This window comes from Pseudomonas sp. NUPR-001, from assembly GCF_052147955.1.
Classification (GTDB): Bacteria; Pseudomonadota; Gammaproteobacteria; order Pseudomonadales; family Pseudomonadaceae; genus Aquipseudomonas.
Genome location: NZ_CP197353.1, coordinates 1,174,939 through 1,200,826 on the forward strand (window position 1 = coordinate 1,174,939; position 25,888 = coordinate 1,200,826).

A 25,888-nucleotide genomic window follows, 5' to 3' on the forward strand; every position below is an offset into this window, starting at 1 on the left:
ACCTTCGAGGCGTTATGAATATCGATCCCGTCTGGCGCGAAACCCTGCTTCAAGGCCACTGGTTCCAGCACCTGCCTTTATCCCTTCAGCATAGCCTGATGGGCCTGGCCAAACGCCGCGAGCTGGCGCCGGGGCAATTGTTGTTCCAGCGCGGCGATGCGCCCTGCGGTTTGTATGCGGTGCTGGCGGGCAGCATGCGGGTCGGTGCGGTCAGCAGTGAAGGCAAGGAAGCCTTGCTGACTCTGGTGGAAGCCCCGCACTGGTTCGGTGAAATCAGCCTGTTCGATGGTCAGCCGCGCACCCATGATGCGCAGGCTGAAGGCGTAGTCAGCCTACTGTGGATACCGCAGGCAGCGCTGCTGGCGCTGTTGGCACAACACCCGCAGCACTGGCGTGACTTCGCGCTGTTGATGAGCCAGAAATTGCGTTGGGTGTTCGTCGCGCTGGAGCAGCAGAGCCTGATGGCGGCCGCTCCGCGGGTCGCCCATCGATTGCTGCAGATGGCTGCAGGTTATGGCGAGGTCGATGGCAGTCGCCGTGTGCTGCAGCTGTCGCAAGAGCAACTGGCATTGATGCTGTCGCTGTCGCGGCAAACCACCAATCAGGTCCTCAAGTCGCTGCAACAACAAGGTGCATTGCGTTTGGGCTATGGCGAGATCGAAATTCTCGACCTCGCCCGCCTGCACGCGGTGGCTAGTCCGGCTGGAATGGCGACTCGCTGAGGATCACTCCGGTTTCCTCGACGTATTTTTGCCATTCAGCCAACAGCGCTTGCAGCTTGGCCGGTTGTGCCTGGGCCAGGTCGTCGATTTCTCCCGGGTCGTTGGCCAGGTCATACAATTGCCAGGTGGCCGGGCCGACGGGGCCAGGGATGTACACTGCCTTCCACTGGCCCTGGCGAATCGCGCGGCGGCCAAACAACTCCCAACCGGTGACGGTGTTGTCGTCATGCACCTGTTCGGTCTCGCCCGACAAGTAACCCAGCCACGACTTGCCACGCAGCGCCGCGACATCGCGCCCGCGCCAGCGGGTGCCAGGGTGTCGAACACCGGCCAGGTCGAGCAGGGTCGGGGTGATATCCATCACCGTGCTGAACTGGTGACTGATCTGCCCCTGGCGCGCCAGGGCCGGGTAGTGCAGCAGCGCCGGTACGCGAATACCACCTTCGCTGGTAAACGCCTTGAACAGCCGCGACGGTGCGGTGGCGGCCTGTGCCCACTGCGGGCCGTACCAGACGTAGGAGTTGGCCCGGCCGATGTTGTCCAGGCTGTTGTCGTAATGCTGGTCGAGGTAGCTGGCCAGGTGCGGGCCGAACTTGGGGAAGGCTTCCAGCAGCGCGCCTTCGGCACCGTTGTCGGACATGAACAGCACCAGGGTGTTGTCCAACTGACCTTGGTTGCGCAGGTAATCGAGAATCCGGCCGATGTTCCAGTCCATGCGCTCAACCATGGCGGCGTACACCTCCATGGAACGCGCCGAACGTTGCCGCTGCTCTGGCGTAAGGCTTTCCCAGTGGTTGTCGACCGGGTGTGCGCGGGTTTCGCTTTTGATCAGGCCCAGTTCACGCAGTTTCTCCAGACGCTCCTGGCGCAGCACTTCCGGCCCGGCGTCGTAGCGGCCCTTGTAGCGTGCAACGACTTCAGCCGGTGCCTGCAATGGCCAGTGGGGGGCAGAGAAGGGCAGGTAGGCGAAGAACGGCCGGCTCTGATCACGCTCCTTGAGGTAGTGCAGCAGCTTGTCGCCAAAGGCATCGGATGAGTAGAAACCTTCAGGTAACTGTTCAACGAAGGTCTGGTCTTCGATGTACAGCGCAGGGGTGGACTTGAGCAGGCGTGGGGTCTGTTCGTCGTAGGTCGGCTCGAAACCGTAGTGGTTGGCAGCTCCTGGCAACAGGGCAAAGGAGCGCTCGAAACCACGGGCATGCGGCGCCAGCTCAGCCTTCAGGCCCAAGTGCCATTTGCCACTCATCAGGGTCTGGTAGCCAGCTTCGCGCAGCAGTTCCGGCAGCGCTACGACGCGGTCATTGAGGTAGCCCTCGTAGCCGGGTTTGCCGATCAGCTCCGGGGTCAGGGCCTCGGCCATGGTGCCGATCCCGGCGATATGGTGGTCGGTGCCGGTGAGCAGCATGGAACGGGTCGGCGAGCAGGTCGGCGCGGTGTGAAAGTCGGTCAGGCGCAGGCCGGCAGTGGCCAGGGCATCGAGGTTGGGGGTGGCAATCTCACCGCCGAAGGCGCCGAGGTCGGAGAATCCCAGGTCGTCGGCAACGATGACCAGAAAGTTGGGGCGTTGGCTCATGTGCGGCTCTCAGTAGGCAAGGTAGGACAGCGGGAGGTTGTTGATCTGCGCCGGTACGGGCGGCAGGTAACGATCGTCGGCGGTCAGGTCGTGCAGCAACGCTTCACGCAGGCGATGGAAATCGTGGCTGGAACGCTGACGGGGGTGCGCCAGAGCAACCGTATTGATGCGCTTGATCCGCCCGGGGCGGGGCTCCAGCACTACCACGCGGTCAGCCAGAAACAGCGCTTCTTCCACATCGTGGGTCACCAGCAAGGTGGTAATGCGCGCGCGTTCGCGGATGGCCAGCAACTCCTCCTGCATCTGTTGCCGGGTCAGCGCATCGAGGGCCCCGAACGGCTCATCGAGCAGCAGAATGCGTGGGCTGGCCACCAAGCCGCGGGCAATCGCCACACGTTGGGCCATACCGCCGGAGAGCTGGTGCGGGTAGGCCTGACTGAAATCTTGCAGGCCGACCAGGGCGATGTATTCGGCAACCCGCTGGGCCCGCGTACTGTCAGGCAATGGCTGATTGACCAGGCCCAGGGCGATGTTTTCCTGCACCGTCAGCCAAGGGAACAGGCGGTGTTCCTGGAACACCATGCCGCGTTCAAGACCAATGCTCGATACCGGCTGGCCATCGATCAGGATCTGGCCCTGAAAGTCGTTGTCCAGGCCGATCAGCAAGCGCAGTAAGGTGGACTTGCCACAGCCGCTGGCGCCGACAATGGCGACGAACTCGCCCTCGGCAATCTGCAGGTTGAAGTCGCGAATGGCTTCCAGCTGACCACCGGCCACCGCGAAGTGTTTGCCGACGTGGTTGAAACTGACCAAAGGATGGGCGATGGCGTTCATGCTCTTCTCCAGCGTGTGGCGCGTGATTCGATGTGTTGTCCAAGGGCGCCGAGCAGCGCCCCGGTGAGGCCGACCAGCAGCATCCCGGCCATGATCAGGTCCATGCGCAGCAACTGCTGGGCGCCAATCATCAGGCTGCCGATGCCACCGCCGGAGGGCATGAAGTATTCGGCGCCGATGGTGCCCAGCCAGGCGTAGATCAGCCCCACCCGCAGGCCGGCGAAAATCCCCGGGGCGGCGCCGGGCAGTACCAGGCGCAGCAAGCGTTGGCGCAGGTTCAGGTGCAACACCCGTGCGGCTTCATCCAGTTGTGGCGAGCGGTTGGCAACGCTGCGCTGGGTCGCGATGAACAGAGCAAAGAACGCGGCCAGGCCGACAAACACCCACTTGGCCAGCTCACCCAGGCCGAACCAGGCGGTGAGCAGCGGTACCCAGGCAAAGATCGCAATCTGCCGCAGCGCCGCCAGGGTCGGCCCGAGCAGGCGCTCGGCAGGCTGCGACAGCCCCAACCACAACCCCAGGGCGAAACCCAGGCCGCCACCCAGCAGCAAACCCGCCAGTGCACGCCCAACGCTGATTGCCAGCGCGGTGGTCAGCGAGCCGTCGAGCAAACCGCTCCAGGCGGTGCTCAATACCTGCACAGGCGCCACCAGAATATTGGCATCCACCCATTGCAACTGGCTGGCCAGTTGCCAGGCGGCCAGCAGCGCGAGGGGGAGCAGCAACGCCTGAAAGCGTTCGATGCCCTGCAAGCGATGGACGCGAAGCTCGGCGCCGGCCGGGTGTGGCCAGTGCACCAGGCGCTGTTCCAGCCAGCCCAGGCTACGGTCCATGGCAAAACCGAACAGGCCGATAACGGCGATGCAGACAAAGACGATATCGAGCATGAACAACTGCCGGGCCCAGACCATCAGGTAGCCGATGCCCTCACTGGACGCGAGCAATTCAACCGCCAGCAATGACGACCAGCCGGTGGCCAGGGCCAGGCGGACACCGGCCAGAAAGGCGGGCAACGCGGCCGGCAGGATCAGCCGGGTGATCAGCAAGCGCTGGGGGAGTTTGAGTACCGTGGCCGCTTCGCGCAGGCGGGGTTGGGCATCCCGTACGCCGACCAGTGTGTGCAGGGTGACCGGAACGATGATGGCCTTGACCAGCACCACCAGCTTGAGCAGTTCGCCGATGCCGAACAGCACCATGAACAACGGCACCCAAGCCAAGGTCGGGATCTGCGCCAGGGCATTGAAGGTCGGCAGGATCAAGCGTTCGGCACGCCGGCTGAAGCCTAGCCAGGCGCCGAGCAGGGCACCACTGGCGACCCCGACCAACAGCCCGACCAGCAATCGCTGCAGGCTGATGCCCAGGTGCATCCACAGCTCGCCGTGGGCCAGTTCCAGCGCGCTGTGCCAGACCAGGCTGGGGGCTGGCAGTATCTGTTCGCTCATCCACAGGTTTGCACTGGCCAGCCACCACAACAGTGCCAGTGCCAAGGGCAGGTACCAGGCCAGCAGGTGGCTCTGGGAGCGTGTGGCCACTGCGCGCAGGCGACCTGTGGGCCGGGCCAGAGGCAGGCTGGGAAGTGATGCTTGGGCCATGGCAGAGCTCCTTGGATTGGCTATTTCTATATTCCTTTCCGGTATATTTTTTAAAAAATAAATTCGAATAGGTGATAAGAGAAAGCATTTAAAGCAGGCCGCTGGCGCTGTATCCAATGCATTCGGCGCATATTTTTCTTGTGCTTGAGGCATCGCTTGCGCGAGCCCCGTGGCTGCTTGCTTATTCTTTAAAGTTTTTAAAATGTAATTTATTAGTATTTATTTTGCGTTCCAGGATGTGGTTAGCGTGGCGCCATCACTACAAGGAGTCGCCCGCCATGAACCTGTCTATCAACCGTGTGTTCAGTCTGTTTGCCGCCCCCGCCCTGGCCGCCGTAGTCGGTTGGCTTCCGCCGCTGGCCGAGGCCAATCCGGTGCGGGAAATCCGCATCGCTGTGCCTGACCTGAGTGCCGGGCCGAAAAACTCCGGTGGCGGTGTCAGCGATGTATTGCGCAATCAGCAATTGCTGGAAAAAGCCTTCGCGGCCGACGGCATCAAGATTCAGTGGAATTACTTCAAAGGCGCCGGGCCGGTGATCAACGAGGCGTTTGCCAACGGCCAGGTCGATTTCGCCTACCTCGGCGATCTGGCAGCAATCATCGGTAAGGCCAATGGCGTGGACACGCGCTTGCTGGCCGCGACCGGACGCGGCATCAAGCACTACCTGGGCGTCGCGCCGGGCAGCGGCATCCAGTCGTTGCAGGATCTGAAGGGCAAACGCGTGGCGATCTTCCGCGGCACTGCCAGCCAGCTGTCGTTCGATGCCGCGCTGGCCAGCCAGGGTTTGAGTGAGAAGGATCTGAAAATCATCAACCTCGACTTCAACGCCTCCATCGCTGCGTTGGCAGCGAAGCAGATTGACGCCACCTGGGGGCTGTCCGGGCTGACAGCGTTGCAGGCACGTGGCCTGGCCGAGTTGCCACTGAACACCCGTGACCTGGGCGGCGCCGGTAGCATTCAGGCGGTGCTGGTCGGTTCCGGTGCGTTTGTCGACGCCCATCCTGAGCTGGTGCAGCGCCTGCTGGCGGCTCAGCAGCAGGCGGTGCAGTGGCTCAGCGATGAGAACAACAAGGAAGCCTACATCCAGTTGGTCTCGGAATTGGCGAGCTATCCGCCGGTAATCCTGCAACGTGATTTGCAGGATGAATTGCTTGAACAGACCTTCCGTTCCAGCCTCGACCAACCTTTCCTCGACCAGCTTCAGGCCTCGGTCGACCTGGCGGCCGCGCAGCGCCTGATCCGTAAGCCGTTCAAGGTCAGCCAGTGGCTGGCGCCACAGGCTAGCCAGCCAGTGCCTGTCGCGCAGGCTGCTGATCGAGGCTGATCAGCGTATCGATCATTTCCCGGGCTGCCGGAGACAGGCGATAACCGCTGCGGCTGACAATGCCGCAGCGGGCATTGAGACTGTCGACCTGGGCCGGCAGATTGCGCCAGTGCAAGCGCACCAGACGGCCCTGCTGGATCTCCTTGGCAAACGCTTCCTCGGTGCCGATGCCGATGGCATCGCTGTCGAGCACCAGGCTCACCAGGGTCGGCAAGTGCTCCGTCAGCAACTGCGGGGTGAAATCAGTCTTGCCGCTGAGGTTTGCCAACAGCTTGCGCACCCCAGGCGGTATCAGCGTGGTGGCCAGGGGGTAATCGAACATATCGTTGGTCGACAGGCTGTCCTTGGCCAGCAGCGGATGCCCGGGGCGGCAGAAAAACAGGCCTCGGCGCGGGCTCAAGGGCAGGGTCTGGAAGTTCGGGTCGGCCTCGAACTGGCGCACGTCGGCGATGAAGAATTCAATCTCCTCACGGTTCAATGCCCGGCTGAGTTTCTCCCAGCTATCCACTTCAAGGCGGGTGCGCACATTCGGGTGCGCCTTGAGAAACACACTCAGCGCTTGAGGCACCAACTGCACGGCAGGCGCCGGCCCGCAGCCGAAGTGCAGTTCGCCGGCATCGAGCTTGGTCATCTGCAGGACTTCACAGCTCAACTGTGCCGCACCCTGTACCAGGCGCAAGGCGTGCTGCAACACCACCTGGCCTTCGGGCGTGGGGCGCAGGTCCTTGTTGCCACGGTCGACCAACACGCAGCCGAACTCCTGTTCCAGGCCCTGAATGCTGCGGCTGAAGGCCGGTTGGGTGATGCCCATGGCGTCCGCTGCACGGACAAAACTGCGGTGTTCGGTAAGGGCGATGAAGTAACGCAGTTGGCGAAGATCCATATGCTTTCCCGGCATTCCAAAAATACGGCGAAGGTATTTGCCGCCACGAAGGCTCAGGTTTTAAATGCAAGCTCTTATTCCGTCAATGAAGCGCTTGAATATTTATTAGAGCTTATTTGCATATAGATAGCGCAAGTGCCTCATTGGCTTTTTCCGAGAGCAGCCAGATGAGGGTCGTACCATGAGCAATGCCGCACACGCCGTAGCACCCGTCAGCCACGTGCTGGACATCCACCCGGTGGCCGGACGCATCGGCGCCGAGATCCGTGGCGTACAGTTGAGCGCCGACCTTGAACCGGCGGTGATCGAAGCCATTCAGGCCGCACTGGTTGAGCACAAAGTGATCTTCTTCCGCGCTCAGCATCAGCTCGACGATCAGGGCCAGGAAGCCTTTGCCCATCTGCTGGGTGAACCGATCGCGCACCCGACCGTGCCGGTTCGCGAAGGCACGCGTTTTCTGCTCGAACTCGACAGCGAGCGGCGGGCCAACTCCTGGCACACCGACGTGACCTTCGTCGATGCCTATCCCAAGGCTTCGATTCTGCGCTCGGTGGTGGCGCCAGCGTCAGGCGGTGATACGGTCTGGGCCAATACCGCGGCGGCTTACCGGGACCTTCCCGCAGAACTGCAGGCCCTGGCCGATCAACTGTGGGCGGTGCACAGCAACGAGTACGACTACGCCGGGGCAAAGCCGAATGTCAGCGCCGAGCAGCAGGAAAGCTACCGTCGTATCTTTACCTCGACGGTGTATGAAACCGAGCATCCGGTGGTGCGTGTACACCCGGTCAGCGGCGAAAAGAACTTGCTGCTCGGCCATTTCGTCAAGCGCTTGAAAGGCTACTCGCAGTTTGACTCCACACACCTGTTCAACCTCCTGCAGAGCCATGTCACGCGTCTGGAGAACACCGTGCGCTGGCGCTGGCAGGCCGGTGACGTAGCGATCTGGGACAACCGCGCCACTCAGCACTATGCGGTGGATGACTATGGCACCCAGAACCGCGTGGTGCGCCGAGTGACACTGCAAGGCGATGTGCCGGTGGGCGTGCTTGGCCAGCGCAGCCGCACTGTGCGCGGCGCCTGACGCTGTGTAGGAGCGGGCTTGCCCCGCGATCGCGATCTGTCAGCCATATCGCATCGCGGGGCCGATTCAGAGAATACCGATCGGGTAACTGATGATCAGGCGATTCTCGTCGAAGGCATTGCTGCTGTAGTCGCGACGCATGGTCGAGTTGCGCCATTTGACCGACAGGTTTTTCAGGCTTCCGGACTGAATCACATAAGCCAGTTCCGTTTCGCGTGCCCACTCTTCGCCATCGCTGACAGTGGCGGTGTGCACGTTATCGCCGCTGATGTAGCGGTTCATCAGAGTCAGGCCGGGAACGCCGACCCCAGCAAAGTTGAAGTCGTGGCGCAGTTGCCAGGAGCGTTCTTTGGCGTTGTCGAAGCTGGAGTTGTAGCTGTCGTTGGCCAGGGTGCCGCCGCTGGTGCCATTGACCCGCATCCAGCCATCGTCGCCGCTGACTTTTTGCAGGCCGACATAGAACGTGCTGCTGCCATATTTGGCGAAGAGCAGTGCCGAGGCGGTGCGGTTGTCCAGGTCACCGGCCCGTGCTGCGCCGTCTTCCTTGCCGATGAAGTAGCCGAGGTTGGCACCCAGCGTCCAGTCACCCAGCGGCTGGCTGTGCACCAGGTTGAGGTATTGCTGGCTGTAGATGTCGTTGAGCTCGGCATTCCACAGGCCAATCAGGGTGCGTTTTTCGTTGAAGCTGTATTCACCACCAGCAAAGTTGAAACGGTCGGACGTGAAGGCCGCTTTGCCGTTCATCGACATGTCTTCCATGCTCGCGTCATTGCGCGGGCTGTTGCCGCGGAACTGCCCGGCATACAGGGTCAGGCCGCTGATTTCCTGTGACGTGATCTGGCCGCCGCGAAAGGTTTGCGGCAACGAGCGGCCATCGTCCGCGCGCAAGATCGGCAACACCGGCATCCATTCACCCACTTTCAGTTCGGTGTTCGACAGCTTGGCTTTCAACGCCACGCCCAGGCGGCCGAAATCATCGGCGGGGCGGCCGTCATCATGCACCGGCAGCAAGTGAGTGCCCGCCGTGCCCTTGCCGCCATCGAGTTTGATCGAGTACAGCCCCAACACATCGACGCCGAAGCCGACCACGCCTTGGGTGAATCCGGAGCGAGCATCGAGGATGAAGCTTTGGGTCCATTCCTCGCCCTTGCCTTGTGGGTAGGCGGGGTCGACGAAGTTGCGATTGATGTAGAAGTTGCGCAGGTTGAGGTTGACCTTGGCGTCTTCGACAAAGCCGCTTTCGCTGGCCAGGGCCGGCAAGGTGAAGGTCATGGCCAACAGGCCGGAAAGCAGGTGCCGTGCGGGTGCGGGAGTGATCATGTGTGTGTCTCTTGTTTTTATTCAAGCCGAAACCATCCGCTGCGACATTCAGAGGTCTCAGGCCGGGTATCAGTCTTTTGGGGTGTGCTTTGTTAAGGCTGCGAGGGAATGGTGCGGGGGCGGGCGGGGGTGAATCAATTCGTTACAGGCGGTATTGGGCGGTAATCGAACGTTAACTGAATGGTTAGTTTGTTTTCGCGGGGCAAGCCCGCTCCCACTGGCGATCACTACAATCGGTGGGAGCGGGCTTGCCCCGCGAAGCATAAAAAAACCCACCGCAAGGGTGGGTTTGTAAGCCTCAAGTCAGCGTCAGCTCTTCGACGCGTCAACCGAAGCTTGTTGCTGTGCCTGCCCGGTCTGCTCGTACCAGCCGCCACCGAGGGCCTTGTACAGGTTGACCTCGCTGACCAGCTGCGACAGGCGATCAGTGATCAACGCCTGCTGGCTGTTGAACAACTGACGCTGAGCGTCGAGGAATGTCAGGTTGCTGTCGACACCGATACGGTAACGACGCTCGGCCAGACGGTAGTAGTCCTCGTTGGCGGAGACCAGATCACGCTGGGCTTTCAACTGATCGTTGAAGGTCTGGCGTGCGGCGAGGCCATCGGAGACTTCCTGGAAGGCAACCTGAATGGTTTTCTCGTACTTGGCGACGTTGATGTCTTTCTGGATCTTCGAGTAATCGAGGCTGGCACGCAGGGCACCGGCGTTGAAGATCGGCAGGCTGATCTGCGGCTGGAACAACCAGGTACCCGAGCCACCGCTGAACAGTCCGCTCATGTCCGGGCTGATGGTACCGGCGTTGGCGGTCAGGCTGATGCTCGGGAAGAACGCTGCACGGGCGGCGCCAATGTTGGCATTGGCGGCCTTGAGCAGGTGTTCGGCTTCCTGGATGTCAGGCCGGCGCTGCAGCAGATCCGACGGCAGGCCCGCTGGCACCTTGGCCAGCAGCTCGCTGTTCAGGTCCTTGGCTGCTGGCAGGTTGGTCGGCACACCGGTACCGAGCAATACCGCCAGGCTGTTCAGGTCCTGAGCAACCAGGCGTTGGTACTGGGCCAGTTTGACTCGGGCGCCTTCAACCGAAGTGCGCGCCTGGCTCAGGTCCAGCGCAGAAGCCACACCGACTTCATTGCTGCGCAAGGTCAGCGCATAGCTTTGCTCATAGGTTTTCAGCGTTTCTTCGGTCAGCTTGAGCAGGTCCTGGTCGGCCTGCCAGGTGAAGTAAGCGTTGGCAACGCTGGCGACCAGAGCAATCTGGGTCGAGCGCCGGGCTTCTTCACTGGACAGGTAGATTTCCAGCTGTTGCTCGGTGAGGCTGCGCACCCGGCCAAACAGGTCGAGTTCATAGGCACTCACGCCGAGGGTGGCCGAGTAGGTGCTGTTGATACCGGCTTCACCGCTCTGCGACATATTGGCCGGCAGACGTTGACGGTTGCCGCTGCCATCGGCGGTGACCGCCGGGAACAGGTCAGCACGCTGGATGCGGTATTGCGCCCGGTAGGCGTCGATGTTCAACGCCGCGACCTTGAGGTCGCGGTTGTTGAGCAGCGAGACCTGGATCAACTGCTGCAGCGCCGGGTCATGGAAAAACTGACGCCAGCCCTGCTCGGCAGCGGCGACATCCGCCGACTCGGTCGGCGAATAGGCAGGGCCTTGCGGCCACTGCGCAGCCACCGGCGATTCCGGGGTCTGGTAGTCAGGAATCAGCGAGCAGCCGCCTAGAATGAAAGCGGTGACCGCCAAAGATAACAGGGACTTACTCATTGCCCGGCCTCATTGCGTGGGGTTTCAGGGGTGAAGTCTTCTTCAGTTTTCTTGCTACTGAACATCGACGACACGCTAACGAAGAACAGCGGTACCCAGAAGATCGCCAGTACGGTGGCCGTCAGCATGCCGCCGATTACCCCGGTACCGATCGCGTGCTGGCTACCCGAGCCGGCACCGGTAGAGATAGCCAACGGTACCACGCCGAGGATGAACGCCAGCGAGGTCATGATGATCGGGCGCAGACGCATCCGGCACGCTTCAATCGCCGCATCGACCAGGCTACGGCCTTGTTCATGCAGTTCCTTGGCAAATTCGACGATCAGAATCGCGTTCTTCGCCGCCAGACCAATGGTCGTCAACAAACCGACCTGGAAGTACACGTCGTTGGACAGACCACGCAGGCTGGTAGCCAGCAGCGCACCGATGATCCCCAGCGGTACCACGAGCATGACCGCGATCGGAATCGACCAGCTTTCATACAGCGCGGCCAGACACAGGAACACCATCAGCAGCGACAAGGCGTACAGCGCTGGCGCCTGGGAACCCGACAGGCGCTCCTCGTACGACAGACCGGTCCAGGAGTAACCGATACCTTTTGGCAGTTGGGCCGCAATGCGCTCGACCTCGAGCATGGCTTCACCGGTACTGTAGCCAGGGGCTGGCGCACCGAGAATTTCCATGGCCTCGACACCGTTGTAACGCGACAGCTTCGGTGCACCGTAGATCCACTCGCCTTTGGCGAAGGAAGAGAACGGCACCATTTCACCGACACTGTTGCGCACGTACCACTTCTGCAGGTCTTCCGGGTTCATGCGCGATGCGGACTCACCCTGGATGTACACCTTCTTGACCCGACCGCGGTCGATGAAGTCGTTGACGTAGCTGGCACCCAGGGCAATCGACAGGGTGTTGTTGATGTCGGCGATGGTCACACCCAAGGCACTGGCGCGCTCGTCATCGACGGTCAACTGGTATTGCGGTTCATCGTTCAGACCGTTCGGACGTACTGCCGAGAGGATCTTGCTCTGCGCGGCCATGCCGAGGAACTGGTTACGCGCTTCCATCAGCTTGTCGTGGCCGACGCCGGCACGGTCTTGCAGGAACACGTCGAAACCGGTGGCGTTACCCAACTCCAGTACCGCAGGCGGGGCAAAGGCGAACACCATCGCGTCGCGGAAGCTGAAGAAGTGCTGCTGGGCACGTGCCGCCAGGTTGAACACGTTGTTCTCGGCGGAACGCTCTTCCCACGGCTTGAGCATGATGAAGGCCATACCCGAGCTCTGCCCGCGACCGGCGAAGTTGAAGCCGTTTACGGTGAACACCGAGGCAACGGTATCGGCTTCTTTGTCCAGCAGGTAGCTGCGCATTTCATCGATCACTACCTGGGTCCGCTCGGCACTGGAGCCGGCAGGGGTTTGCACCTGGGCGAACAGTACGCCCTGGTCTTCCTCAGGAAGGAAGGCGGTAGGGATACGCATGAACAGCCAGACCATACCGACCATGATCAGCAGGTAGGCCAGCAGGTACGGTGCCTTGTTGCGCAGGATGTTGCCCACGCCACGCTCGTAGCTCTGAACGCTGCGGTCGAAGTTGCGGTTGAACCAGCCGAAGAAGCCACGTTTGGCAACATGATGCTCACCCTTGGCAATCGGCTTGAGCATGGTTGCGCACAGTGCCGGGGTGAAGATCAGGGCGACCACGACCGACAGCGCCATGGCCGATACGATGGTGATCGAGAACTGTTTGTAGATCACCCCGGTGGAGCCACCGAAGAACGCCATTGGCAGCAGTACCGCCGAGAGCACCATGGCGATACCAACCAGCGCGCCCTGGATCTGGCCCATGGACTTCTTGGTCGCTTCTTTGGGTGACAGGCCCTCTTCGGACATCACCCGCTCAACGTTTTCCACCACAACGATGGCATCGTCTACAAGCAAGCCGATGGCCAGCACCATGCCGAACATGGTCAGGGTGTTGATGCTGAAGCCTGCAGCGGCCAGGATACCGAAGGTACCCAGCAATACCACCGGTACGGTCATGGTGGTGATGATGGTGGCGCGGAAGTTCTGCAGGAACAGGTACATCACCAGGAACACCAGCACGATCGCTTCGATCAGGGTGTGGATCACCCCGCTGATCGATTCGGTCACCACGGGCGTGGTGTCATACGGGAATACCGCCTTCATGCCTTCCGGGAAGAACGGCTCCAGTTCGCTGATGGTCTTGCGCAGTGCTTTGGCAGTGTCCAGGGCGTTGGCACCGGTTGCCAGCTTGACCGCCAGACCCGAGGCCGGCTTGCCGTTGAACTGGGCGCTGACCGCATAGTTCTCACCACCAAGGCCAACTTCGGCGACGTCTTTCAGACGTACCTGGGAGCCGTCGCGGTTAACCTTGAGCAAGATCTTTTCGAACTGCTCGGCGGTCTGCAGACGGGTCTTGCCGATGATCGTGGCGTTCAGTTGCTGGCCGGGCAGGGCAGGTAGGCCACCGAGCTGACCGGAGGAAATCTGTACGTTCTGTGCCGCCACAGCGGTACGCACGTCGATCGGGGTCAGTTGGTACTTGTTCAGCTTGGCCGGGTCGAGCCAGATACGCATCGCGTACTGGGCACCGAACACCTGGAAGTCACCGACACCCGCGGTACGCGAGATCGGGTCCTGCATGTTGGAAACGATGTAGTTGGCCAAGTCGTCCTTGGTCATGCTGCCGTCTTCAGACACCAGGCCGATTACCAGCAGGAAGTTCTTCACTGCCTTGGTTACCCGGATACCTTGCTGCTGTACTTCTTGCGGCAGCAGCGGGGTCGCCAGGTTCAGCTTGTTCTGCACCTGGACCTGCGCGGTATCGGGGTTGGTCCCCTGTTCGAAGGTCGCGGTGATGGTCATGGTGCCGTCGGAGTTACTTTCCGACGAGACATAACGCAGGTTGTCGATACCGTTGAGCTGCTGCTCGATCACCTGGACCACGGTGTCCTGCACGGTCTGCGCCGAGGCGCCCGGGTAGGTTACGGCAATGGCGATGGCCGGCGGTGCGATGCTCGGGTACTGGTTGATTGGCAACTTGAGGATCGACAAAGCGCCGACCAACATGATCACCAAGGCGATCACCCAGGCAAAAATCGGGCGATCGATAAAGAATCTCGACATGGTTTACTCCCCTTTGGCCCCTGCAGACTGTGCATTGGCCTGGGTTGGCTGAGCAGGCTTGACGTTGGTGGCTTCGCTGACTTTGACCTCGATGCCCGGCTTGACGTACTGCAGGCCTTCGGTAATCACCCGGTCACCGGCGTTCAGGCCTTCTTCGATCAGCCATTCATTGCCGACGGTACGGCTGGCCTTGAGCTGGCGCAGTTCGACCTTGTTGTCCTTGTCGACCACCAGCGCGGTCGGCTGGCCCTTGAGGTCACGGGTAACGCCTTGCTGTGGCGCGAGGATCGCCTGGGCGTTGACCCCGGCTTTCAGGCGGGCGTGGACGAACATGCCCGGCAGCAAGTTGTGCTCAGGGTTGGGGAATACGGCACGCAGGGTGACGGAACCGGTGGTCGGGTCAACCGACACTTCGGAGAATTCCAGGCGACCTTCCTGGCGGTAGGTGCTGCCATCTTCGAGGGTCAGGGTGACCTTGGCGGAATTGTCGCCGACCTTCTGCAGCTGACCGCTTTCCAGTTCACGGCGCAGTTTCAGCAGTTCAGCCGAGGACTGGGTAACGTCAACGTAGATCGGGTCCAGTTGTTGAATCACCGCCATGGCATCGGCCTGGCCATTGTTGACCAGGGCGCCTTCGGTGACCGAGGAGCGTCCGATACGGCCGCTCAGCGGGGCCAGGACCTTGGTGTAACGCAGGTCGATCTGGGCGCTGCGCAGGGCTGCTTCAGCCTGCAAACGTTTGGCTTGCGCGTCGTCGTATTCCTGACGGCTCACCGCTTGTTCGGCGACCAGCTGCTTGTAACGCTCAGACAGCGAACGGGTCGACTGCAGGTTCGCCTGGGCGCTGGCCAGGGTCGCTTCGTACACCGACGGATCGATCTGGTACAGCTGCTGACCTTCCTTGACCTCAGTGCCTTCTTTGAACAGGCGCTTGAGAATGATGCCGTTGACCTGTGGGCGAACTTCGGCAATGCGGTAGGCAGTGGTGCGTCCCGGCAGCTCGGAAGTCAGGGTGTAGGCCTGGGTTTGCAGGGTAACGACGCCGACCTGAGGAGCTTGCGCAACAGGCGCTGCCTCTTCCTTTTTACAGCCGCTGAGCAGTGTTGCCAGGGCGACGGCGGATACCAGAGCGGTAACAGCGGGCTTGAATTGCATGAAGATCCTCGGGTCGCAAGAGCTGAAGACGCTCAAGAATAAATGGAAAGGGTGCGAATAGAAAAAATGTTGTCGAGTGGATAAATAGCTTGCTAAGGAATATACTTACATTCATGGTTGTTTGTAAATACCTTGCAGGCGATGCTCCAGGCCGCCGCAAGCCTAGAATCTACTATCGCTGGTAACAACTTGTTAAAGGTTGATCCGGCTCAGCTCCCAGGTGCTTACGAATGCATCTGGGTTTTGATGAGGTCGTACTGCCATGGTCCGTCGAACCAAAGAAGAAGCCCAGGAAACCCGCGCCCAGATTCTCGAAGCGGCGGAAAAGGCCTTCTATAAGCGCGGGGTAGCGCGTACTACCCTGGCGGATATCGCCAAGCTGGCGGGGGTTACCCGCGGTGCTATCTACTGGCACTTCAACGACAAGGCCGAGCTGGTCGAGGCCATGCTCGAAAGCCTGCGCGAACCGCTGGATGCCTTGGCCCGGGCCAGCGAAAGCGAAGATGAAATTGATCCGCTCGGCTGCACGCGCAAACTGTTGGTCCAGCTGATGCACCAGTTGGTGCTTGATCCGAAAACCCGTCGTATCAATGAAATTCTGCATCATAAATGCGAGTTCACCGATGATATGTGCGAGATCCGCCAGCAGCGGCAAACCTCGACGGTGGAATGTCATGCCAATATCGCGTTGTCACTGGGCAATGCAGTCAAGCGTGGGCAATTGCCTGCGGATGTCGATCCCGAGCGTGCGGCGCTGGCGATCTTTGCCTATATAGACGGCCTGATTCGCCGCTGGTTGCTGTTGCCGGAAAGCTTCGATCTGTTGGGTGATGCCGAGCGTTGGGTCGATACCGGGCTGGATATGCTGCGCTTGAGCCCGGCCTTGCGCAAATGAGACTTTGTGAAGGTTTGTGATGAATTGTTTCCATAGCCTTCTGAAACTGCCTACATACGGCCGCGCAGTTGCCTATCTGGCAGGGCGAGCGCGGCCGTCAGACCAAACAGCGACACCATCGCACTGCCCAGGAGCAAGTTGCGGAAGGTATCAAGCAATTGTGCTTGCGCCTGCGCACTCGGCTCCCCGGCCTTGAGGCTGCCGAGCAGAGCGTCGGCGTTCTGGCTCAGGTCACCGTGCTGCAGCATCGCCAGTAGCAGCGCCGACATGCACGCAACGCCCATCGCGCCGCCCAGTGAGCGGAACAGGTTGCTGGTGCTGGTGGCGACTCCGATATCCTTGGGTTCCACGGCGCTCTGGGTGGCAACCAGTGAGGTCGGAAACTGCAGGCCCGAGGCGATTCCAGTGAGGATCATGAACAGCCCGCTGAGCCAGACCGACTGCGGCGCAGTGAAGGCCATGCCGACAATGGTAAAGGGCATCAGCAGCGCACCGGCGAGAATCTGTGGCTTGTAGCGCCCGGTGAAACTGGTCAGGCGGCCACCGCAGTAGGCGCCGATCGGTAAACCGATGGCCAGTGGCAGCAAGTGCAACGCAGCGCTGTCGGCCCCGGCGCCGGTGATGCTCTGGTAACGCAACGGCATCAGCATGGTCAGGGAAATCGCCTGGAAACTGGTGAAGAACAGCGTGCACCAGCACAGGGTTGCGACCCGGTTGGCAAACAGCTTGAGCGGCAGCAAGGGCTCCGCGGCGCGGCGCTCATGCAGGACAAAAATCACCAGCCCCACCAATGCACAGCCCAGCAAGACGCTGACTTGGGAAGAATACCAGGGGTGCCCCTGGCCGATCAGGGTGATACCCAGCAACAGGCTGCTCAAACCGAAAATCAACAGCGCCGCACCGAGGTAATCGACCTGCGCCCGATGTTGCGGCACCACCAGCGTACGCAGCGCGCGGCGGGTCACCCACCAGGCGGTCAGCCCCAGGGGCAGGTTCAGCCAGAACACCCAGCGCCAGGACAAATATTCAGTGAGGTAACCGCCCAGCACCGGACCGGCCACGCTGGCCAGGGCATACATGCTGCTGAAGTAACCCTGATAGCGACCGCGTTCACGCGGTGGCACAAAGTCACCAATGATCGCCTGACTGACCGAGACCATGCCGCCCGCACCGATGCCCTGGAGTACCCGCGCCAGCACCAGTTGCTCCATGTTCTGTGCCAGTGCGCAGAACAGCGACGCCACGGTGAACAGCGCGGTGCCGGTGAGGATCATCCGGCGCCTGCCGTACAGATCGCCCAGTTTGCCGTAGATCGGCACCGCCACGGTCATCGCGACCATGTAGCCGGAGATGACCCAGGCCAGCAGGCCAACATCATTGAATTGGGCGGAAATCGCTGGCATCGATACGGCGACGATCGTCTGATCGAGGGCACCGAGGAAAATCGCCAGCATCAGCGCAACCAACACGCTGCGCAGGACCGGTTGCGGAGTATTGAGTTGCGTCACTGGCCAGCTCGAAGGGCAGGGTTATTCCGCAGGGGTAGGCTGCAGAAGCAAGTGCTGGTCAGTGTACTCGATAGCTTGCTAAGCGTCTGCGTCATTTAATTAGACCGCAGCATTGCCCACGGGATTGATGCTTACCTCAGCGCGCTCAGGGTGGCGGTGTGCGGCACGCAATGAGCCAGGCTGCAACTGGCGGCTGAATACGGCTGATGGCGGGCTTGTTCGACCCGATAGGCAGCGGTGCCATATAACCCGAACACAGCAGCAATGGCGAAGACCACCGCACATCGTCTGGATTTGAGGCTCATAATGCTTACCCCTTTCAAGCTGTACACAGGTGCTATTAAAAGCATAGGTCAGCTTTGTCCGGCGTGCTTGCTAGTCCAGGCCACGGTCCCATTCCGGCTCGGTGGTGAAGCGTTCGGCCAGAAAGTCGAGCATGCTGCGTAAGGTGGCCGGCATGTGTTTGCGTGAGGTGTACACCGCGTTGAGATTGAGCTCTTGCGGCTTGGCTTGGGGCAGCAGGCGTATCAACTCGCCGCTGCGCAGGGCTGCGGCGGCCTGATAGGTCGGCAGCATGGCGATTCCGGCGCCGGCCAATGCTGCGCGTTGCAGGGTCATGGCTTCGTTGGCGCTGATGCTGCCCTGCACCGGCACCGAGAGCGATTGGCCGGCGACCTCGAAGTGCCAGAGATTGCGGCCAAAATAAGAGTGGGTCAGGCAGTTATGCTGCGCCAAGTCCTCAACCTGCAAGGGGGTGGGGTGTTCACGCAAGTAGGCGGGGGAGGCGCAGATCACCGAGCGGCACACGCTCAGGCGGCGGGCGATGAGGTTCGGATCCAGGTCGTTGCTGGTACGAATGGCCAGGTCGATGCGCTCATCCACCAGGTTGACGGTGCGATCGAGCATCTGCAGGTCGATCTTCACGCCAGGGTAGCGCTGCACGTACGCGGCAATGGCATCGATCAACTGCGCCTGACCAAACGAAGTGCTGACGCTGATGCGCAGTTCACCGCGTGGCGCCTCATCCGGCGCACGCACGGCCACCCGCAGGTCATCGGCCAACTCCAGCAGCTGGCGGCAGCGTGTCAGTGTCTCCTGGCCCGCCGCCGTCAGGCTCAGGCGCCGGGTGGTGCGTTGCATCAAGCGTGCACCTACCCAATCTTCCAGTTCGGCCAGATAACGTGACACCACCGGGCGCGACAGGTCCAGATGCTCGGCCGCCGCCGATTGGCTGCCGAGGTCAACGACACTGACGAAGACGCGCATTGCGCTCAGACGATCCATGATTTGCCCGATTTCAGAAACAAACTAATGCCAAGCATCGCATTTTTTGTACGGGTTCGCGCAACTAAGCTGTTGCGCACACCCTCTGTCACAGGAACTGCCTTGATGCGTCGTTCATTCTCCCTGCGCCGCTTGCTATTGGCCTTCGCCACACTGGCTGCGCTGACTCAGGCGCAGGCTGCCGAGCAAGCACTGCACCTGGATGTCTACAACCCGGGTAGCAACGCCTTGTTTCCGGTGAGTTCGGTGATTGTCAGCGGCGAGCACGAGGCAATACTGGTCGATGCTCAGTTTGGCAAAGGCCAGGCTGAACAGGTGCTGGCCAAGCTGCGTGCCAGCGGCAAGCAACTGACCACCATCTATATCAGCCATGGCGATCCGGATTATTACTTCGGCCTGCACACCCTGACTGACGCTTACCCTGGTGCCAAGGTCGTGGCCTCTGCCGCCACGGTTGCCCATATCAAGCAGACCATGGACGCCAAGCTGGCTTTCTGGGGGCCGCAGATGGGCGCGGACAAGCCGTCGAAACTGATGGTCCCGCAGGTGCTTGAAGGTAATCTGCTGAAACTTGAAGGCCAGACCCTTGAAGTCGTAGGCCTCGATGGCCCGCAACCTGACCGCAGCTTTGTCTGGATTCCTTCCATCCGGGCCGTGGTGGGCGGTGTGGTGGTCGCGAACAACCTGCACGTATGGATGGCCGACACGCAAACAGCGCAATCACACCGCGATTGGCTGACCACGCTGCAGCGCATCGAAGCGCTGAAACCGCAGATTGTGGTGCCGGGCCATTACCTCGGCCAGCCTGGCGAATCGCTTGCAGCGGTACGTTTTACGGCGGACTACATTCGCGCTTTCGACCAGGAAAGCGCCCGCACTGGCAACGCTGCCGAGCTGATTGCGGCGATGAAAAAACGCTACCCGGACCTGGGTGAAGAGAGTTCGCTTGAGCTCAGTGCCAAGGTCGCCAAGGGCGAGATGAAGTGGTAAGTGACATTCAATCCTGACTGGAGGTTTTCCATGAGCAAGATCGCAATTATCGGAGCAACCGGCCGTGCCGGAAGCCAGTTGCTGGAAGAGGCGCTGCGTCGTGGCCACCGCGTGACGGCCATTGCTCGTAACCCGGCGTCACTGAGTGGCCGTGAAGGGGTGACCCCGGTGGCGCTGGATGTCACGGATGCGTTTGCGCTTGAGCGGGCACTGCAGGGGCACGACGTGGTGCTCAGTGCTGCGCACTTTTCCGGCATCAAGCCCGAGGCCATTATCGAGCCGGTCAAGCGTGCTGGGGTCAAACGCTTGTTGGTGGTCGGTGGCGCGGGCAGCCTGCTGTTGCCGTCCGGGCACAAGGTGATCGACAGTCCGGACTTTCCTGAAGCCTACAAGGCAGAGGCCAGCGCCGGTGGGCATTACCTCGACACCTTGCGCCAGGAAAAAACACTGGACTGGACATTCCTGTCACCGTCGGCCGAATTTGTTGAAGGGGCGCGCAGCGGGCGTTACCAGACGGGTAAGGATCACCTGTTGATCGGAGCCGATGGCAAGAGCTGGATCACCTTTGCCGACTACGCCATCGCCATGCTCGATGAAGTGGAAAACCCCGCCCACTCGCGCCAACGTTTCACCGTCGGCTATTGACCCTGTAGGAGCGGGCTTGCCCCGCGATAGCGTTCTGTCAGTCACAGCGTATCGCGGGGCAAGCCCGCTCCCACAGGTGGTGCAAGACAGTTGCTCCTACCGGCAGCGCGCTCTTGCAGCCAGGTGAGCAACGCCTGCAATGGCGCTGAACCTGAACCCTGCGGCCAGACCAGGTAATAAGCCTGACCGGTTCTGACCTTGAGCGGAAAGGGCGTAACCAGACGCCCACAGCTCAGATCATCGCCAATCAACGACCAATCACCAATCGCCACACCCGTGCCTTGCGACGCCATGGACATGGCCATGTCCAGGGTCTCGAAATGCTGGCTCTTGCCTTGACGCGGCAGACTGGCACCAGCGGCACTGAGCCAGGCACTCCAGTCGAGCTGGTCACGGGTCGGGTGCAGCAGCATGTGTTGCTCCAGATCCGCAAGCTCCCGCAGCGGCACCGGGCCGGCCAGCAGTTGCGGTGCACACACCGGCGTCAGTTGCTCATCAAACAGCTTGAGCGTCTGTAATCCATGATTCGGCGCTGCGCCATACACCACGGCGGCATCGAACACTTCGCGGCGAAAGTCCACACCGTGCTGAACGGTGGTGGTCAGTTCTACCGGGACATCCGGGCGCAACGCTTGCCACTCCATCAAACGCGGAAGCAGCCAGCGCATCACGCAGGTGGGCGCCTTGAGTTGCAAGGTGGCGCTGCGCGCACCGACCTGCTGCACGCCTTCTTCAATCACGGCAAATACCTGCTGCACCCGCGGTAGCCAGTCCTGTCCTTCGCGGGTCAGGCTCAAACCACGGGCCTGGCGCAGGAACAGCGGGTAGCCCAGGTGATCCTCAAGCCCGGCAATCTGTCGGCTCACCGCCCCTTGGGTGATGTGCAGCAGTTGCGCCGCGCGGGTGAAGTTGCAGCACTGCGCGGTGACCAGGAACGTGTACAAGGCGGGTAGCGGCGGCAGGCGTTTCATTGGGCTCAAGCCATGATCTGTAGACATGCCTAGTATGAGCTTTTTTGCATTGTGCCGGTAGCGAGGCGGCGGTCCAATAAAGCCTGTTTTCAGCACAATAACAGGCAGACGAACATGGCAACTTGCGGTGAAGTACTGGTAAAACTCCTTGAAGGCTATGGCGTTGACCATGTCTTCGGAATTCCCGGCGTGCATACCGTCGAACTCTACCGCGGGCTGGCGCGTTCCTCTATCCGTCACATCACGCCGCGTCATGAGCAAGGCGCAGGCTTCATGGCTGATGGCTATGCACGCACCCGTGGCAAGCCTGGGGTGTGCTTCATCATTACCGGCCCGGGCATGACCAACATCACCACCGCCATGGGCCAGGCTTACGCCGATTCGATCCCGATGCTGGTGATCTCCAGCGTGCAGTCACGCAACCAGCTGGGTGGCGGACGCGGCAAACTGCATGAATTGCCAGCCCAGGGCAGCCTGGTTGCCGGCGTCGCGGCGTTTTCCCACACCTTGATGAGCGCTGATGACCTGCCGATGGTGTTGGCCCGCGCCTTCGCCGTGTTTGACGGTGCCCGTCCGCGTCCAGTGCATATCGAAATTCCGCTGGATGTGCTGGTCGAAGATGCCGATCACTTGCTGGCTACCACGCCGGTGCGCGTGGCCCGGGCAGGCGCCGCGCCGGGACCGGTCGCGGCAATGGCCGATGTACTGGCCAATGCACGCCGGCCGTTGATCCTTGTCGGTGGTGGCGCGATCGAAGCAAGCGCCGCACTGACGCGCCTGGCCGAGTACCTGCAGGCACCCGTGGCGCTGACCATCAATGCCAAGGGCGTAGTACCTGCCAACCACCCGCTGCAGATCGGTTCGACGCAGTCGCTGGTCGCAACGCGTGAACTGGTGGCCGAAGCGGATGTGGTGCTGGCGATCGGCACTGAACTGGCCGAAACCGATTACGACGTGACCTTCAAAGGCGGGTTCGAGATCCCTGGGCGTCTGCTGCGCATCGACATCGACGCGGACCAGACGGTGCGTAACTACCCACCAGAAATCGCCCTGGTGGCCGATGCCACGGTAGCCACCCAGGCGCTGCTGGTGGCCCTGGCCGAACAGCCAGCCCCGGTACGCGCTGTCGAGTGGGGTGCCAACCGTGCAGCACGTTTGCGTGAGCGCCTGCTCGCCGACTGGGACCTGCCGATGCACAGCCAGACGCGCATGCTTACAACCGTACTGGAAACCCTGCCGAACGCAGTACTGGTCGGCGACTCCACTCAGCCGGTATACACCGGCAACCTGACCCTGGATATGGATCAGCCACGGCGCTGGTTCAATGCCTCGACCGGTTACGGCACCCTGGGCTACGCCTTGCCTGCGGCCATGGGCGCCTGGCTCGGCAGTGCCGAGGCCATCGAAGAACGTGCGCCGGTGGTGTGCCTGATTGGTGACGGCGGGTTGCAGTTCACTTTGCCGGAACTGGCCAGCGCCACCGAGGCACAGGTGCCGCTGATCGTCCTGTTGTGGAACAACCAGGGCTACGAAGAAATCAAGAAATACATGGTCAACCGTGCCATTGAGCCGGTTGGTGTAGACATCCATACCCCGGACTTTATCGGCGTGGCCAAGGCGTTGGGCTGTGCTGCCCAAGCGGTGGGGAATGTCGAGCAACTGCGTGATGCCTTGCGTCAAGCATGCGAGCGCAAAGGCCCAAGCCTGATCGAAATCGACCAGAACAGCTGGGTGCAGGCGGTGCCAGCATGATGCAGATTGCCGGTGTTTACATTGAGGGTGTCTGGCAGCATGGCCCTCAGTCGCTCAAGGTCATCAACCCCAGCAACGAGCAGCAGTTGGCTGACGTGGCCGGCGGCGATGGCGCTGCGGTAGAGCGCGCCACCCTGGCCGCTCAGGCCGCATTCGACGGCTGGTCGGCTACCACCGGCGCCCAGCGCGCAACGCTGTTGCGGGCGATTGCCGAGGGTGTCGAGGCGCGCCGCGAACGTCTGGTGTTCTTGCAGGCCAGTAACAATGGCAAGCCGCTCGCCGAAGCGCAGATGGATGTCGACGATGTCATCGCCACATTCCGTTATTACGCTGAGCTTGCCGATCAGCTGGATGAAGGGCAAGACCGCCCGGTAGCGCTGCCTAGCAATGAGTTTGTCGCGCGCCTGCGACGTGAGCCGTGCGGCGTGGTCGGCCTGATCGTGCCGTGGAACTTCCCCATGGTCACCACCGCCTGGAAACTTGCCCCGGCGCTGGCCGCTGGCTGTTGCGTGGTGCTCAAACCTTCGGAAGTGACACCGCTGGCAGAGCTGGAGTTGGCCAGCATCATTGCCCAGTGCGGTTTGCCTGACGGGGTGTTCAACCTGGTCTGCGGTACCGGCGTTGCAGTGGGCGCCGCCCTGGCGGCTGATCCGCGTGTGGCGAAAATTTCCTTCACCGGCAGCAATGCGGTGGGGGTGCAGGTCATGCAGCGGGCAGCGGAGACGGTCAAGGGCGTGAGCCTGGAACTGGGCGGTAAGTCGTCTTTGCTGGTGCTGGAAGCGGCTGACCTTGAGCTGGCGGTGGAACTGGCCTGCATGGGCGGTTTTTTCAATGCCGGGCAAATGTGTTCGGCTACCAGTCGCGTACTGGTCGCAGAAGCCTTGTACCCGGACTTTATCGCACGGCTCAAAGCCCGCGCCGAAGCCATTCGCGTGGGTGATCCGTTCACCGGCGAGAATGAAATGGGCGCCCTGGTCAACCTGCTCCAGTACCAGCGGGTGCAGGCGCACATTGCTGCCGGGCTGCAAGCCGGTGCGCAATTGCTGTGCGGTGGTACCCGGCCTTCAGCCTTGCCTTGCGGGTATTTCATCAGCCCTACCGTGTTCACTGATGTGCCGCTGGACAGTGCGCTGTGGCGTGAGGAAATTTTTGGTCCGGTGCTGTGTGTGCGTGCGGTGGCCAGTGAGGCCGAAGCGCTGGCGCTGGCCAATGACAGCGAGTTTGGCCTGGTGGCCAGTGTGGTCAGTAGTGACCTGAACGCGGCAGAGCGGGTGGCCAATGCCTTGCGTGCTGGCCTGGTGTGGATCAATGCGCCGCAGGTGATCTTCCCGCAGACCGCCTGGGGTGGCTACAAGCAGAGCAGCATCGGCCGGGAGCTGGGGCCTTGGGGTTTGAGTGCCTTTCAAGAGCTAAAGCATGTGCTCAGGGCGGTGTAATTTCGAGCGCGGGGCAAGCCCACGCCTGCAGCAGGGTAGAATGACGGTTTTCGTCAATTGATCCGGGTTTCAGGTACATGGCACGTAGAGAGTTTTCGCAGTTCGAAGCAGTATCAGCAGCCGTACGTGGTGAGGAAGGCTACAGTGCGGCAATCGCCGTGAAAGGCTTGGGCGCTTCGGGAGCACCTCGTTTTCACAAGGTGCTCGACGGGCAGGTCTTCAAAACCGCACTGGCTGCCGATGAAGCGGCGTGTGCCGAGCTTGAACGTCTCAAGGATGTCGGCGACGACGCCGAGCTGGTGTGGTGAGTCAGTCGTTTACCAGCGGGCGGGCCATCTTGAACAGGTTGCCCAGTTCGAAATAGTCCGCAGGCCCACCGCCGCGCAGGATCGGCTGCGCGGCAGCGGTATCGTAGATACCGTCCTTGAGCAGGTGCTCGGCAATATGCACGGCCACCACCTCACCCAGAATCAACCAGCTTGGCACCAGCACCTGATCGGCGCGTTGCAGCTGAATGATTTGCGTCACCTTGCATTCAAAGGACACCGGGCTTTCTTGCACGCGCGGTACGGCGATGACCTTGGACGCCACCGGTGTCAGGCCGCTCAAGGCAAACTCATCGACTTGCGGGGCAACGGCTGCGCAGCTCTGGTTCATCGCCTCGGCCAAGGGGCGGGTGGCCAGGTTCCAGGCGAACTCGCCGGTTTTCTCGATGTTGTTCAGGCTGTCTTTGCGCCCGACGCTGGAGAAACCAATAATTGGCGGAATGTAGTTGAAGGCGTTGAAGAAGCTGTACGGCGCAAGGTTCAGATGCCCATCGCTGTCCTGTGAGGAAATCCAGCCAATAGGGCGGGGGCCGACGATGGCGTTGAACGGGTCGTGAGGCAGGCCGTGGCCTTTTGCGGGTTCGTAGTAATACATCTGCGCTGGCCTTGCGGCCTTCCCTGTGAATAAGCGCTTAGTGTGCCAAGGCTTTGCCCGGCTGAAAACGATTAAGCCCGGCCGGGGC

General features: G+C 61.4%; 22 protein-coding genes. 9 read left to right on the forward strand and 13 right to left on the reverse strand.

Translation table 11 applies throughout. The features are described 5' to 3' along the window. Window positions 1-14 precede the first annotated feature (14 nt). Window positions 15-722: a Crp/Fnr family transcriptional regulator gene (locus ACP6KB_RS05490; RefSeq protein WP_442112407.1), complete on the forward strand. Its 708-nt coding sequence runs from the start codon at window positions 15-17 to the stop codon at window positions 720-722. On the opposite strand, the gene ACP6KB_RS05495 is transcribed toward ACP6KB_RS05490, so the two are convergent. From ACP6KB_RS05495 to ACP6KB_RS05505, 3 genes are read right to left on the reverse strand one after another with little or no spacing between them, the layout of a single operon-like run. Further along, window positions 694-2,295, reverse strand: a complete 1,602-nt coding sequence (locus ACP6KB_RS05495; protein WP_442112408.1) for an arylsulfatase — start codon at window positions 2,293-2,295, stop codon at window positions 694-696. The genes ACP6KB_RS05490 and ACP6KB_RS05495 overlap by 29 nt on opposite strands. A gap of 9 nt (window positions 2,296-2,304) precedes the next feature. Further along, window positions 2,305-3,129, reverse strand: a complete 825-nt coding sequence (locus tag ACP6KB_RS05500) for an ABC transporter ATP-binding protein (protein WP_442112409.1) — start codon at window positions 3,127-3,129, stop codon at window positions 2,305-2,307. Next, window positions 3,126-4,721, reverse strand: coding sequence for an ABC transporter permease (locus ACP6KB_RS05505; protein WP_442112410.1), 1,596 nt, complete (start codon window positions 4,719-4,721; stop codon window positions 3,126-3,128). Before ACP6KB_RS05505 ends, ACP6KB_RS05500 begins: the two co-directional genes overlap by 4 nt. Before the next feature lie 278 nt (window positions 4,722-4,999). On the opposite strand from ACP6KB_RS05505, the gene ACP6KB_RS05510 reads away from it, so the two are divergent. Continuing rightward, window positions 5,000-6,046 (forward strand): ABC transporter substrate-binding protein, encoded by a 1,047-nt coding sequence (locus ACP6KB_RS05510; protein WP_442112411.1) that lies wholly within the window; start codon window positions 5,000-5,002, stop codon window positions 6,044-6,046. Here the strand turns inward: ACP6KB_RS05510 and ACP6KB_RS05515 are convergent. Beyond that, complete coding sequence (locus tag ACP6KB_RS05515; protein WP_442112412.1) at window positions 6,003-6,929, reverse strand: LysR family transcriptional regulator; 927 nt, start codon at window positions 6,927-6,929, stop codon at window positions 6,003-6,005. The genes ACP6KB_RS05510 and ACP6KB_RS05515 overlap by 44 nt on opposite strands. A gap of 181 nt (window positions 6,930-7,110) precedes the next feature. Between ACP6KB_RS05515 and ACP6KB_RS05520 the strand changes: the two genes are divergently transcribed. Continuing rightward, window positions 7,111-8,010, forward strand: a complete 900-nt coding sequence (locus ACP6KB_RS05520; RefSeq protein WP_442112413.1) for a TauD/TfdA dioxygenase family protein — start codon at window positions 7,111-7,113, stop codon at window positions 8,008-8,010. 66 nt (window positions 8,011-8,076) lie between these two features. Here the strand turns inward: ACP6KB_RS05520 and ACP6KB_RS05525 are convergent, their stop codons facing one another. The 4 genes from ACP6KB_RS05525 to ACP6KB_RS05540 all read right to left on the reverse strand — a co-directional run bounded on the left by ACP6KB_RS05525 (window position 8,077) and on the right by ACP6KB_RS05540 (window position 15,398). Next, complete coding sequence (locus tag ACP6KB_RS05525; RefSeq protein ID WP_442112414.1) at window positions 8,077-9,330, reverse strand: OprD family porin; 1,254 nt, start codon at window positions 9,328-9,330, stop codon at window positions 8,077-8,079. Window positions 9,331-9,639: 309 nt separating this feature from the next. After that, window positions 9,640-11,094, reverse strand: a complete 1,455-nt coding sequence (locus ACP6KB_RS05530; protein ID WP_442112415.1) for an AdeC/AdeK/OprM family multidrug efflux complex outer membrane factor — start codon at window positions 11,092-11,094, stop codon at window positions 9,640-9,642. Next, complete coding sequence (locus ACP6KB_RS05535; RefSeq protein ID WP_442112416.1) at window positions 11,091-14,243, reverse strand: efflux RND transporter permease subunit; 3,153 nt, start codon at window positions 14,241-14,243, stop codon at window positions 11,091-11,093. The genes ACP6KB_RS05530 and ACP6KB_RS05535 overlap by 4 nt, the downstream gene beginning before the upstream one ends. Window positions 14,244-14,246: 3 nt before the next feature. Next, a complete protein-coding gene (locus tag ACP6KB_RS05540; protein WP_442112417.1) occupies window positions 14,247-15,398 on the reverse strand; it encodes an efflux RND transporter periplasmic adaptor subunit in 1,152 nt (383 codons plus the stop codon). 262 nt (window positions 15,399-15,660) lie between these two features. Here ACP6KB_RS05540 and ACP6KB_RS05545 point away from each other — a divergent pair, with 262 nt between their 5' ends. Then, window positions 15,661-16,293, forward strand: a complete 633-nt coding sequence (locus tag ACP6KB_RS05545; RefSeq protein WP_442112418.1) for a TetR family transcriptional regulator — start codon at window positions 15,661-15,663, stop codon at window positions 16,291-16,293. Between the two features lie 50 nt (window positions 16,294-16,343). Here ACP6KB_RS05545 and ACP6KB_RS05550 read toward each other — a convergent pair whose 3' ends face one another. The 3 genes from ACP6KB_RS05550 to ACP6KB_RS05560 all read right to left on the reverse strand — a co-directional run bounded on the left by ACP6KB_RS05550 (window position 16,344) and on the right by ACP6KB_RS05560 (window position 19,085). Next, the gene (locus ACP6KB_RS05550) at window positions 16,344-17,747 is read right to left on the reverse strand and encodes an MDR family MFS transporter (RefSeq protein WP_442114259.1); all 1,404 of its coding nucleotides are present in this window, start codon (window positions 17,745-17,747) and stop codon (window positions 16,344-16,346) included. Window positions 17,748-17,932: 185 nt separating this feature from the next. Then, window positions 17,933-18,106, reverse strand: coding sequence for a hypothetical protein (locus tag ACP6KB_RS05555; RefSeq protein ID WP_442112419.1), 174 nt, complete (start codon window positions 18,104-18,106; stop codon window positions 17,933-17,935). A gap of 70 nt (window positions 18,107-18,176) precedes the next feature. Continuing rightward, entirely contained in the window at window positions 18,177-19,085 is a 909-nt protein-coding gene (locus ACP6KB_RS05560; RefSeq protein WP_442112420.1) for a LysR family transcriptional regulator, read from the reverse strand. A 105-nt stretch (window positions 19,086-19,190) separates the two neighbouring features. Between ACP6KB_RS05560 and ACP6KB_RS05565 the strand changes: the two genes are divergently transcribed. Together ACP6KB_RS05565 and ACP6KB_RS05570 are read left to right on the forward strand one after the other, a co-directional pair. Continuing rightward, the gene (locus ACP6KB_RS05565) at window positions 19,191-20,075 is read left to right on the forward strand and encodes an MBL fold metallo-hydrolase (protein ID WP_442112421.1); all 885 of its coding nucleotides are present in this window, start codon (window positions 19,191-19,193) and stop codon (window positions 20,073-20,075) included. 30 nt (window positions 20,076-20,105) lie between these two features. Then, window positions 20,106-20,720: an NAD(P)-dependent oxidoreductase gene (locus tag ACP6KB_RS05570; protein ID WP_442112422.1), complete on the forward strand. Its 615-nt coding sequence runs from the start codon at window positions 20,106-20,108 to the stop codon at window positions 20,718-20,720. Between the two features lie 41 nt (window positions 20,721-20,761). Here the strand turns inward: ACP6KB_RS05570 and ACP6KB_RS05575 are convergent, their stop codons facing one another. Then, window positions 20,762-21,691: a LysR substrate-binding domain-containing protein gene (locus ACP6KB_RS05575; protein WP_442112423.1), complete on the reverse strand. Its 930-nt coding sequence runs from the start codon at window positions 21,689-21,691 to the stop codon at window positions 20,762-20,764. A gap of 114 nt (window positions 21,692-21,805) precedes the next feature. Between ACP6KB_RS05575 and ACP6KB_RS05580 the strand changes: the two genes are divergently transcribed. The 3 genes from ACP6KB_RS05580 to ACP6KB_RS05590 all read left to right on the forward strand — a co-directional run bounded on the left by ACP6KB_RS05580 (window position 21,806) and on the right by ACP6KB_RS05590 (window position 25,187). Beyond that, a complete protein-coding gene (locus ACP6KB_RS05580) occupies window positions 21,806-23,443 on the forward strand; it encodes a 5-guanidino-2-oxopentanoate decarboxylase (protein ID WP_442112424.1) in 1,638 nt (545 codons plus the stop codon). After that, window positions 23,440-24,879, forward strand: a complete 1,440-nt coding sequence (locus tag ACP6KB_RS05585; RefSeq protein ID WP_442112425.1) for an aldehyde dehydrogenase family protein — start codon at window positions 23,440-23,442, stop codon at window positions 24,877-24,879. Before ACP6KB_RS05580 ends, ACP6KB_RS05585 begins: the two co-directional genes overlap by 4 nt. Before the next feature lie 77 nt (window positions 24,880-24,956). After that, window positions 24,957-25,187, forward strand: coding sequence for a hypothetical protein (locus tag ACP6KB_RS05590; protein WP_442112426.1), 231 nt, complete (start codon window positions 24,957-24,959; stop codon window positions 25,185-25,187). A 1-nt stretch (window position 25,188) separates the two neighbouring features. On the opposite strand, the gene ACP6KB_RS05595 is transcribed toward ACP6KB_RS05590, so the two are convergent. Beyond that, entirely contained in the window at window positions 25,189-25,800 is a 612-nt protein-coding gene (locus ACP6KB_RS05595; protein WP_442112427.1) for a flavin reductase family protein, read from the reverse strand. Between the last annotated feature and the right edge of the window lie 88 nt (window positions 25,801-25,888).